This window comes from Streptococcus sp. 27098_8_76, assembly GCF_041432315.1.
Lineage (GTDB): Bacteria > Bacillota > Bacilli > Lactobacillales > Streptococcaceae > Streptococcus.
Window position 1 is genome coordinate 75,008 of sequence record NZ_JAPVZI010000006.1, and the last position, 12,271, is coordinate 87,278.

Below are 12,271 nucleotides of genomic sequence, written 5' to 3' on the forward strand. Positions count from 1 at the left end.
AATAATGACAGCCTAATCAACAACTATCTCTCTTAATCATAATCAAATATCAATAGAATGCAAGGAAAAAGTCTCATCCCTAAACCCTTAGCCAACATAGTGAGAAGTCTGGAACTTTCATCCCAGACTTTTCCTTATTTATTTTTTCTTTTTATTGTTAGCAAGGGCTGCCTTTTGTTGGCGGATGATTTGGTGGTAAACTTGTTGTACCTTAGCTTCGCTTGGTTTTTGACCATTTGCACTCAAAAGAGTACGAACTGCTTCAGCATTCAAACGTGGGTTGTCAGCAAATTCTTTTTCGATTTGCTTACGAACCAAGTACATCCCTCCAAGAGCTCCTCCTAGAAAAGCTAGCACAATCAATACAATTGCTAATAGTAAATCCATCATTTTTCTCCTGTTTCTTTTTGAGTCTCTTTCATTATACCACAAACTAGCCACCCTGACCAGTTTGTTTTACGCTTTCAGAGATGGAATAGACAGCAAAAAGATCCCTACTTTTCTGCGAAAGAGGGCTCCTTACTGAGTTTACACTCAATGAAAATCAAAGAGCAAACTAGGAAGCTAGCCGCAGGTTGCTCAAAGCACCGCTTTGAGGTTGCAGATAAAGCTGACACGGTTTGAAGAGACTTTGCAAAGCGCAAAAAATAAAAGACTGAGACACCAGATCTCAGCCTTTTTCTTTATCCCAAAACTAATTCATCACTGACCAGACTTTGGCCACTATTTTTCTGGAAGAGATGCATGAGATCTTCAACCGTCAGATGCTTTTTCTCCTCTCCCTTGACATCCACCACTATCTTGCCTTGATAGAGCATAATGAGACGATTCCCGTACTCAATCGCATGGTTCATATCGTGGGTAATCATCAAAGTCGTCAACTGATGGTGCTCCACAATCTTTTGCGTCAAATCCATCACCATTTGACTCGTTTTCGGGTCAAGGGCCGCAGTGTGTTCATCCAACAACAAGAGCTTAGGTTTCACCAAGGCTGCCATGACTAGGGTCAAGGCCTGTCTTTGTCCTCCTGAAAGGTATTGAGTATCCACTTTCAAGCGATTTTCCAGACCAATATTCAACTCTTTCAAGGCCTCTTGAAACTGAATTCTGTCCTTTTCCTTCACGCCCCAGCCAAGTCCTCTCTTTTGTCCACGTCTCAAGGCAATAGCCATATTCTCCTCAATCGTCAAACGAGAAGCTGTCCCCATCTTAGGATCTTGAAAAACACGTGCAATATCCTTGGCTCTCTTTCGTACACTCAGATTTTTAATGGATTTCCCTTCCAACAAAAGGTCCCCTTCGTCCACAGATAGATTTCCAGCCAAGATATTCATCAAAGTGGATTTCCCTGCTCCATTTCCACCAATCACAGAGATAAAATCTCCCTCTTCAACCTCTAAGTCTAATCCTTTGAGGACATGGTTCTCATTGACTGTCCCTGCTTCAAATGTTTTGTGAATATTTTCAAGTGTTAACAAACTTGCCATAACTTTCTCCTCCTATTCATTTCTCAATTTCAGACCACGAATCTTTAATCTCTTTTGCAATTCTGGTGCAAATAAAACTAAGGCTAGCAAAATTGCATTAAAGAGACGTACTAAGTTTTGATCTAGATTTGGAATTTCATAGATATTTAAAATAATCAAACGGTAAACAATAGCACCGATTCCGATGGATAACAAGCGACCTCCAATGGTCAAGTCGTGTATCAAGACTTCCGCAATAATCACTGCACTCAAACCAACAACGATAGTTCCTGTCCCAGAAGTTACATCCGAAAATCCATCATTTTGGGCAAACAAGGAACCACATAGGGCAATCAAACCGTTTGAAATCATGTAACCAACAATCTTCATGGTGTCTACATTGACCCCATTGGCCTCACTCATCGGAATATTGTCCCCAGTCGAACGCAAGACCAAGCCAATCTCTGTTTTCATCAAAAGAGTCAAGACCAAACAAACAAGTAAGAGACAGGCCAAACTGAATGAGAAAACAGCTTCTTCATTTGTCAGTCCCAAGCTCGCCAACTGTTTAAAGACAGTTGCAGAATCTCCCAAGGAAAGATTAGGCACGCTTCCCATGATTTTAATATTGATCGAATAAAGTCCTGTCAAGGTCACAATCCCTGTCAAGAGAGCTGGGATTTTCATCTTGGTGTGGAGCATTCCTGATACCAGACCTGCTACCATACCTGCCAGCAAAGCAAGTAAGGTCGCAATCCAAGGATTTGTCCCTGCCTGTATCTGAGATACGACGACAGCCGCCCCCAGAGGAAAGGCTCCCTCAGCAGTCATATCCGCAATATCCAAAATACGGAAAGTCAAGTAGACCCCAATCGCCATAATCGACCATAGCAAACCTTCTGATAAACTAGATAATACAAAATTCATCTTAAACCTCCTTATTCCTTGCCTTCTAACTTACTAATATCAATTCCCAATACTTCTGCCATTTCTTGATTGGTATGCAATTCCAGTTTTTCAGGCAACTCAACTGCTATATTTTCTGGCTTCTCACCTTTTAAAACACGAATCAGCATGCGAGCTGTCTGTCTTCCCAATTCTTCGTAATTGGTTCCGTAGTTATACAAGCCACCCACAGCAATCATTTCTGTTGAACCACCGAATACTGGAACCTTGTGTTTAATAGAAACCTGCTTGACTGTTTCCATGGTTGATGAAATGATATTATCCGTTGGTACAAAAACCATATCCACCTCTGCCATCAAGCTTTCTGCAGCCGCCTTGACGTTGTTACTGTCCAAGATTGTTTTTTCAACAACGGTAAAGCCTTTTTCCTCCAGAAGACGCTTAGCTTCATCCTTTTGGACAACTGAGTTTGGCTCGCTCTGAGTATAGAGGATTCCAATCGTTTTAGCTTTTGGCAACACTTTCTTTATCAAATTGATTTGGGTTGAAATGGCATCTGATGACTGATCGCTTGTCCCAGTTACATTGCCCCCAGGATGTTCTCTTGACTCAACCAGCTTGGCACTGACAGGATCTGTTACCGCTGAAAAGATAACCGGTATCGTTTGTGTTGTATTGGCCAAGCTCTGAGCAGAAGGCGTTGCGATGGCTAGAACGACATCACTAGATTCTGCTAGTTGCTGGGAAATCGTTTTTAGATTTCTTTGTTCTCCCTGTGCATTTTGCAAATCAATCTCGATATTTTTCCCCTCAACATAGCCTTGCTTGGCCAGCTCATCCACAAACCCTTCTCTAGTAGCGTCTAAGGACTGGTGGGTAATAAACTGCGAAATACCGATACGAAATACATCTTTTTTCTTATCTGCCTTCAACTGATGCAAACTAATCAGAGAGGTCAAGAGGATCCCCACTACCAAGAGGGGTGCTAGTAATTTTCGAACAACTTTCATAATGAAACTCCTTCTCAGAAAAGATAAAACAAAAAACCGCCTAGATACTATCTAAACGGATGCTTGAAATAATCTAACAAGTTATAACTTTGCTAGTCCATTTAGATATTCATCTATATGGACCACAATCAAAAATCTTAGCCACATAGATACAAACAAATTGCTTGAACTGTTTGCATCCATGGTGACATGTCTACAAACACTATCTAAAGTAGCTAAAGTAAAAGTTTTGATTCATTGTTACAGCTTGTCTTTTATTCATTTCTTTTCTGCTTTCTTTTTTGATGTTTCCTATCTTACCACCTTTTTTATCAGCTGTCAAGAATATTTCAGAATTTTTTAAATTTTTTCGAAAATTCTTTCAAGATACTTTCAAAGCTTTTCAAATCAGTCCAACAAAAAAAGGTTTATAATTTCCATAAAAGTTGACATGGAAATTATAAAACCATTATTAGTTTAGTCCTTGTTGGTAACGCGCCAATTCGGCTTGGTTGGCCCAAACATAGTGACCTGGACGGATTTCAACCATGGATGGTTTATCAGTCTCATAGTCGTGTTGACTTGGGTCGTAAACCTTCAAGACCTTCTTACGTTCCAAGATTGGATCTGGAATTGGAACCGCTGAAAGCAAGGCCTGAGTATATGGGTGAATTGGATTGTTAAACAATTCTTCTGTTTCTGCAACCTCTACAATAACACCCTTGTAAATAACCGCGATACGATCTGAAATAAAGCGAACAACCGACAAGTCATGGGCGATGAAGAGATAGGTCAAGCCGAGCTCTTTTTGGAATTTTTTGAGCAAGTTCAAGACTTGGGCACGCACAGAAACGTCCAAGGCTGAAATTGGCTCATCCGCAATAACAAAGTCTGGTTGCATGACCAAAGCACGGGCAATACCGATACGTTGACGTTGACCACCTGAAAACTCATGAGGGTAACGAGTCAAGTGCTCAGCAAGAAGCCCCACTTCACGGATAATATTTTTAACTTTCTCTTTACGTTCTTCTTCATCTTTGAACAGATGATGATTATAAAGACCTTCAGAAATAATATAATCAACAGTGGCACGTTCATTCAAACTTGCTGCAGGGTCTTGGAAAATCATCTGGATACGACGAATCAATTCCGCAGCTTGTTCACGCGATTTCTTACCATTAATCTTTTGACCATCAAAAATGATATCTCCATTACTTGTGTCATTGAGACCAATGATGGCACGACCAATAGTTGTTTTCCCACTACCTGACTCACCTACAAGCGAGAACGTTTCTCCCTTGTTGATAAAGAAGTTAGCATTTTTAACCGCAACAAACTTCTTACTTCCTTCACCGAAGGAAATTTCTAAATCTTTGATTTCTACTAATTTTTCAGACATTTCCTTCCTCCTAGTCTTCCAGATGGGCAAATCCCATTTTTTCACGGATCTTATCATGGAGATTTGCAATCACAGCTGGTTTTTCTACTTTTGGAGCATCCTCATGAAGAAGCCAAGTTTTAGCCCAATGTGTCTCTGATACTGAGAATTGAGGAGCTTTTTGTTCGAAGTCAATCTGCATTGCATAGTCTGAACGCAAGGCAAAGGCATCCCCTTTCAGATCAGTATAAAGTGACGGAGGTGTACCTGGGATTGAGTAAAGATCCCCTTTATCATCAGCAAGCTGAGGCAAGCTAGACAAGAGACTCCATGTATATGGATGGCGAGGGTCATAGAAGACTTCCTCAACAGTTCCATACTCAACGATTTCTCCTGCATACATAACCGCTACCTTATCCGCAATACTTGCTACCACACCAAGGTCGTGAGTGATAAAGATTGTTGTGAAATGATACTCATTTTGTAATGATTTGAGCAAATCAATAATCTGTGCTTGAATAGTTACATCCAAGGCAGTCGTTGGCTCATCACAGATTAAGACATCAGGTCGGCAGGCAAGGGCAATCGCAATAACGATACGTTGACGCATTCCTCCAGAATATTGGAATGGGTATTCATCAAAACGTCTATCTGCATCTGGAATCCCAACCTTATTCATGTAGTCAATCGCCAATTCTTTCGCTTCTTTAGCTGTTTTTCCTTGGTGTTTTACAATAACTTCTGTAATCTGACTACCAATTGTTTTAATTGGGTCCAAACTAGTCATTGGGTCCTGGAAGATAGTCGCAATCTTAGCACCACGAATTTGTTCCCAATCTTTGTGAGAAGATAGAGCTGTCAAATCTTGACCACGGTAGTCAATACTACCTTGGGCAATGCGACCATTTTCTTCGAGCATACCTGTGAAAGTCTTTGTCAAAACAGATTTTCCTGATCCTGACTCACCTACCAAGGCTAATACTTCTCCTTCAACTAGTTCAAGGGAAACACCGCGAATGGCTGTCAATACTTTGTCACGAACGTCAAATTCCACGACAATATCGCGAGCAGTCAAAATTACATTTTTTTCTTTTGTCATTTCTACTCCTATCTATGTGTACGTGGATCACTAGCATCCGCTAAGTTTTGACCAACTACGAAAAGGGACAAGGATACCAAGACAAGAGTTGTCAATGGAATCCAGAACAAGTAAGCATTAGTTGTTACGTTTTGTGAATAATCCGAAATCAAACGACCCAAACTTGGCACTGTAATTGGTAATCCAAGACCAAAGAAAGACAAGAAGGCTTCGTATGAGATAAAGCTTGGAAGCATTTGAGTCATGGTTGTCACAATAACAGATACCAATTGTGGCATAATGTTTTTGGCAACAATCTTCAAGGTTGGTGTTCCCAAAGTACGTGACGCCAAGTTGTATTCCAAATCACGATAACGCAAGATTTGCACACGGATCATGAAGGCAATCCCAATCCATGTTGTCACACTCATAGCAAAAATCAGATTCCAGAATCCAGCTCCAATTGAATAAGTCAAGACAATGACAATCAAAAGAGATGGGATGTTTGAGATGACGTTATAAACTTCCATCATCACACGGTCAACTGATTTTGAAATACCCCAAATACCACCAACAAAGACACCGATAACCAAGTTAATCACTGTCGCAATCACAGAAATGAGGATAGAGTTACGAGCTCCGAACCAAACACCGTCAAAGAGCGATTTACCGTTACTGTCAGTACCGAACCAATGCTCAGCATTTGGCTTGATATAACGAGCGCTAAAGTCGTTTACCTTGCTGACATCATTAAAATCAAACTTAGAAAACATTGGGTAGATGAAACTCATCAAAATGATAGCCACCAAAATTCCCAACATAACTACAGTTGATTTCTTCTTCATAAATTGTCTAAACACTGACCCCCAGTATGAATAAGCTGGTGCATCAATAGTTTCAGAGGCAAAATCGTCACGTTTTACAAACTGAAATTTTTCTTTATTGATTGTAGACATTATTTGCCTCCTTTCTCAGTCAATTTAATACGTGGGTCAATAATCGTCATCCAAATATCTCCTAAAAGAAGTGAGAAGATAGAAATACATGTAAAGATGAAGACAAGACCAACGACCATAGAGTTATTAGATGCTTTTACAGAGTCAATCAACATTTTACCCATACCTGGGAAGGCGAAGACTGTTTCAGTAAGAGTTGCACCACCGATAACCCCGATAACAGCACCAGGAATTCCTGAAACCAGTGGAACCATGGCATTTTTAAAGATATGTTTGTTTGAAATTTCTTTTTCAGACAAACCTTTTGCACGAGCAAAACGTACAAAGTCTTGCGACTGCAAGTCAATCATGTAACGACGAATCCAAATAGCGGTACCAGGAGCACCCAACAAACCAAGGATAACTGCTGGTAAAACATACGAACGCCAATCTCCAGCACCCAAGATAGGGAATGAATCTGGCAAGCCAATTGAAGAACCAGCCAAACGGATAATATAAACCAAGGCAATGGTTGGAAGAGCCATCAAGAAGGTCAAAGCCCCTGTTGAGAAACTATCAATCCATGTGTTCTTGAAGCGAGCCATAGCTGAACCAAGTGGCACGGCAATCGCATAAGAGATCACTAAACCAATCAATCCAACGACAGCAGAGCTGGCAATCATAGAAGGATATTGATAGTTACTTTCAGTGGCTGTATAAGGATCATCTTTTCCGTAGTTGGCTACTTCACGAGAGTCAGCTTGACTAGGCGATTTATAGGTTCTTGAGTAAATATTTACAGAAGAAGTTTTCTTACCTGTTGGGAACTGAACTTGGGATGTTTTAGTTTGTCCTTGTCCCTGAGTAATGACCTGTAAAACAGGGCTATTAGCATAGGTTGGATAAGAGTCACCTAAATTAATGTTCACAAAGTTTTGATGCACAAATGGGAACTGACTGTTGAAGTACAAGAGATATTTGTGTTTAGTTCCTGAACCAACCAATGACCATCCGATCGCTGGATCGTTTTCGAAACGAAGGTAACGTTTCAAGTCTGGATTTTCAGGGTCTTGAATTTTATTAGTATGATCAATGTCAATCAAGTTAGCATAGAAGTGAAAAACACGTTCAAAAATTGGGATTTCACGAGTAGCGTAGAATTGGCCACTTTCAGTAAATTCTCCCAGGGTCCAACCATGACCGATTTGTTTGATGTATTTTTCATAGATAGCCTTGTTGGTGTCATTAGCTTCAACTGTTACAGAAGCATCCATCTGGCTAGCTTTTTCTTGCAACTCTTTGGTATCGTAGTACTCGATATAGCCCATACGCTCATAAACAGTATTCTCATAGTTATCACGTTTATCAGCAGTTGTCGCAATCTTGTTATAGTTGGTATCCTGTTTGAAAATCAATTTTCGAGGAACCATTGTATAGATAATCGTGTAAGTCAAGGTTGTTACTAAGAAGATAGAAACCAATGACCGCAAAACACGCATAAAAATATATTTTTTCATATCATTTCCTTTAAAAATCCCAAAAGAACCTTCTCCTCATGGAGAGAAAGTTCTATTGAAAATTATTTACTTCACATGACTTGCCAATTCTTTTTGAGCTTTCTCGTTTGACTCAGTCTTTTCTTTCAACCATTTTTCACGAGCTTTTTCATACTCTTCTTTGGTGATTGCTTTTTCACCAACTTCAGTGTACTTCAAGTATCCTGAATTTTCACCTTTAAGGCCGGCTACTGAATATGAAGAGCTAAATGGTAGAACTTTTGAAACATATGAAACGGCTGTTTCTTTAGGAGAAGCCATTACTGGAATTGTCAAAGCATTGTCAGTCAACCAAGCTTGTGCTACCGCGTATTTTTCATAACGTTTTTGAACATCTTGGTTCTCGCTGTTTGCGTCATCAAGTAATTTTCCATAGTCAGCTAAACCAAGTTTGCTTACTACTGATGCATCTGTGTTTTGGTCAATACCAAGGTAAAGACGAGTACTTCCTCCCTTAAGGACGAACTGATCCAAGAAAGTAGAAGGATCTTGATAGTCAGGGTTCCATCCTAGCAAGGTATGGATATCCCAGTCTTGCTCTTTAGCTGTTGGAGCACTAAATGAAATTGGTAAAGCTTCTGCTTGAGTCATTTGTTGTAAGTCTACAACAACGTTATCTGAACCCAATACTTTTTCAATTGATTGTTTCAATGATTGAACACGGTTTACAACTGCTGTTGATTCTTGGATAACCAAGGCATCCAAGTGGATTGGAAATTCAACACCTTCAGCTTGTAGGCTTGATTTAGCTTTAGCAAAGACTTCTTTAGCTTTTTCTTCATTGTAAAGGCCATTTTGAGAATCTGCTAGAGATACGTTTGACCAAGTAGAAGAATTTGTCTTAGCCAAGCTCTCTTGTACCAATTCACCAAATGTTTTCTTACCAACTTGAAGATTATATGGTGCAAATGTATTACGGATGGCTACTGCAGCTCCATCAGTACCATTTGTTTGAGCTGAGTAAGAATTGCGATCGACAGCAAAGTTCAAGGCTTGACGGAATTCCTTGTTTAGCAATGCTTTCTGAGTAGATGTCTTTTGGGCATCACTTGTTTTGGCAGTGTGGTTATAGGTTGTACGACCATAGTTCAAGCTGACAGTTGCAACACCCGCTCCTGGTTCATTAAAGTAAATGTTATCTTTGAAGTCAGCTGCATATTTTTCATATGTAGAACTTGTAGGGAAGATACGCGCCTTGCTATATTGACCATCAGCAAAACCTTTGGCAATCACATCTTGGTCCTTACCATCCCAGAAAGTGAACTTAACGTTCTCAATTTTTACATTTTCTTTGTCCCAGTATGCGTCATTTTTAGCCATCTCGATAGATGATTTAGGAGTTACAGCTTTCAAGACAAATGGACCGTTATAAAGAATAGAGTTAGCATCGGTTGGGGCACCAAAACCTTCCCCTTTTGAAGTTAAGAATTCTTCATTAACCGGCATCAAAACACCACTAGTTGTCTTGTCATTCCAGAAAGTTTCTGGCTGGTTCAAGGTATATTCTAGTGTTTGATCATCAAGCGCTTTTACTCCAACGGTTGAAAAGTCGCTTGTTTCACCCTTGATATAGGCTTCTAATCCTTTAATAGAAGAGCTAACGATTGAAAGTCCTTTTGATTTCCCATCTACCGCATGTTTCAAACCAGTAACGAAGTCTTTAGCAGTGACAGGAGCGTACTCTTCTCCCTCTGCTGTCACCCATTTAGCATCCTTACGGATTTTATAGGTATACGTCAAACCATCTTTTGAAACTGTCCATGATTCAGCAATAGAAGGAACCAGATTACCATATTTATCGTTAGCCAACAAACCATCTACTGCATTTGTTGTGACGAATGATGTTGAATCGATATTGCTGACGATATAATCCAAGGTTTCTGGATCTGTTTGATAAACATATTGGTAATCTTTTGCTAGTTTAGCATTATTTGAACTAGTGTTTGAACACGCAGCTAGAACTCCTGACGCTAATAAGGTAGCCCCCGCTACAGCAAGCACTTGACTTTTTTTCATTTCTTTACTCCTCTTATAAAGTATAGGTTATCATCAATTATACCATAGATTTAAAGAAAAGTAAACGAATTTTCAGAATATTTAGGCTTATTCATACAAAAAATCTGAAAAAGCTATTGACTGAAAATCATTTTCAAGGTATAATAATAAACGTTGAGGCGGTATAGCCAAGTGGTAAGGCACGGCTCTGCAAAAGCTTGATCGTCGGTTCAAATCCGTCTACCGCCTTTCAATACCGAATTTATCGGAATTTATCAAGACAGAAAGCCCAATTTAAAGGGCTTTTTTCTTTTTCCTCGAATAAATACGTATAACTTTAAAAAACTTTTGGGGCAAGTTTGGGGCTGAGTTTTTCGAGGATACTATTCCCTTTTAAAACAACTGAAAAAAGCTTTGTCACTCATGATGACAAAAGCCTCTAATTTACTCTGTTTCTTCTTCTATTTCGACTTCTGTGATTTGGACTTTTACCTTGGTAACACGTCCATTTTTCACTTTATCATTGGTTAGGATAAGCTGTTTGTTTTGGCTGACTAATTCATAACTGAGTTTCTCAGTCGTTGGAATGGTCCCAACTCCTGTCAAATAATAACCAGCGATGGTATCAACGTCATCACTTGCCAGTTCGACATCAAAGTAGTCATTAAAATCATTGAGATTCATGGTACCTTGAACGATATAAGTATCTTCTCCGATTTGATGAACTTCGATTTCAGCCTTATCTGTTTCGTCATCGATTTCCCCAACGATTTCCTCTAAGAGGTCTTCAAGTGTCACCAAACCAGCCATCCCACCGTATTCATCCAGCAAGATTGCCATTTGTCTTTGGGTATTGCGCAATTCTTTTAACAAGTCATCCACAAAAATAGTTTCAGGAACAAAAAGTGGATCTTGTAAGATTTTCTTCCAAACAATATTGTCAAAACCGTCCACAAAGCCCGCCTTAAGGAGACTCTTGGTGTGAATAATCCCAATCACGTTATCCTTGTCTCCATCATAGACAGGGATACGAGAATAATTTTGTTTTAAAATACTTTGGATGATGGTTTGACTATCATCCTGAATATCGACCATAAAGGCATCCGTTCGAGGAACCATGACTTCTCTGGCCATTAATTCGTCCAGTGAAAAGATTCCTTGTAACATTTCAATTTCGTCAGCATCTAGTGTTTCTTCACTATTGGTCAGCATGTACTCAATTTCATCACGGGTCATTTTTTCATCAGCATCGTCAAAGGTCATAGGAGTCAAGCGACTCAAGAGATTGGTAGATGCAGACAAGAGCCAAACAAAGGGACTAACTAGTTTACCAAGCCCAATAATAACTGGCGCTGTACGAATCGCCAAGGCATCCTTTAGATTAAGAGCGATTCTTTTAGGATACAATTCCCCAAAAACGATGGAAATATAGGTCAAAAATGCCAAGGATAGAAAAGTTGCCACGGCTTGTGCTGTTTCGCCATTCCCAAGCCAAGAGGAAATCACACGTCCTAGAGTATCGGCTAAACTCGCCCCTGATAAGATTGTAATCAGGGTGATTCCTACCTGAATGGTTGATAAAAAGTGGTTAGGATTTTCTAGTACCTTCAGCAGGCGGATGTAGCGTCTGTCTCCTTCTTCCGCCTTTTGTTCAACCCGCGCACGGTTAAGTGAAACCATGGCCATTTCTGTGGCTGAGAAAAAGGCATTTAACACCGTCAAGATAAACAATAAAACAAATTGTAGCAACAAATTCTGACTACTTGGGTCTTCCATAGTTCTTCTCCTAAAATAGTATCTTACCCTCTATTATATCACAAAATATAGTCCAGTACATATTATTTTTTCTCATACTCTTCGAAAATCTCTTCAAACCACGTCAGCTTTATCTGCAACTTCAAAGCTATGCTTTGAGCAACCTGCGACTAGCTTCCTAGTTTGCATTTTGATTTTCATTGAGTATTAGTG

The 12,271-nt window shown here is 39.7% G+C and carries 10 protein-coding genes and 1 tRNA gene; 1 reads left to right on the top strand and 10 read right to left on the bottom strand.

The genetic code is table 11. The annotated features are described in order from the left end of the window. Positions 1-138 precede the first annotated feature (138 nt). The 9 genes from O3636_RS05630 to O3636_RS05670 form a co-directional block, all read right to left on the bottom strand. Positions 139-387 (bottom strand): YneF family protein, encoded by a 249-nt coding sequence (locus tag O3636_RS05630; protein WP_000364990.1) that lies wholly within the window; start codon positions 385-387, stop codon positions 139-141. A gap of 296 nt (positions 388-683) precedes the next feature. Continuing rightward, positions 684-1,487, bottom strand: coding sequence for an ABC transporter ATP-binding protein (locus O3636_RS05635; protein WP_000157668.1), 804 nt, complete (start codon positions 1,485-1,487; stop codon positions 684-686). Positions 1,488-1,499: 12 nt separating this feature from the next. Further along, a complete protein-coding gene (locus O3636_RS05640) occupies positions 1,500-2,393 on the bottom strand; it encodes an ABC transporter permease (protein ID WP_247942441.1) in 894 nt (297 codons plus the stop codon). A gap of 11 nt (positions 2,394-2,404) precedes the next feature. After that, on the bottom strand, positions 2,405-3,382 hold the full coding sequence (locus O3636_RS05645) for an ABC transporter substrate binding protein (RefSeq protein ID WP_371642129.1): 978 nt from the start codon (positions 3,380-3,382) through the stop codon (positions 2,405-2,407). Positions 3,383-3,833: 451 nt separating this feature from the next. After that, positions 3,834-4,760, bottom strand: a complete 927-nt coding sequence (locus tag O3636_RS05650) for an ATP-binding cassette domain-containing protein (protein ID WP_001291284.1) — start codon at positions 4,758-4,760, stop codon at positions 3,834-3,836. A 10-nt stretch (positions 4,761-4,770) separates the two neighbouring features. Beyond that, entirely contained in the window at positions 4,771-5,838 is a 1,068-nt protein-coding gene (locus O3636_RS05655; protein ID WP_000159551.1) for an ABC transporter ATP-binding protein, read from the bottom strand. 8 nt (positions 5,839-5,846) lie between these two features. Further along, entirely contained in the window at positions 5,847-6,773 is a 927-nt protein-coding gene (gene oppC, locus O3636_RS05660; RefSeq protein WP_000104317.1) for an oligopeptide ABC transporter permease OppC, read from the bottom strand. Beyond that, entirely contained in the window at positions 6,773-8,269 is a 1,497-nt protein-coding gene (locus O3636_RS05665) for an ABC transporter permease (protein ID WP_033676161.1), read from the bottom strand. Before O3636_RS05665 ends, oppC begins: the two co-directional genes overlap by 1 nt. 66 nt (positions 8,270-8,335) lie before the next feature. Next, entirely contained in the window at positions 8,336-10,324 is a 1,989-nt protein-coding gene (locus tag O3636_RS05670) for a peptide ABC transporter substrate-binding protein (protein WP_371642132.1), read from the bottom strand. A gap of 157 nt (positions 10,325-10,481) precedes the next feature. Here O3636_RS05670 and O3636_RS05675 point away from each other — a divergent pair. Beyond that, positions 10,482-10,552: transfer RNA gene (locus O3636_RS05675), tRNA-Cys, on the top strand. A 195-nt stretch (positions 10,553-10,747) separates the two neighbouring features. On the opposite strand, the gene O3636_RS05680 is transcribed toward O3636_RS05675, so the two are convergent. After that, a complete protein-coding gene (locus tag O3636_RS05680; RefSeq protein WP_261024260.1) occupies positions 10,748-12,079 on the bottom strand; it encodes a hemolysin family protein in 1,332 nt (443 codons plus the stop codon). Positions 12,080-12,271: the final 192 nt, after the last annotated feature.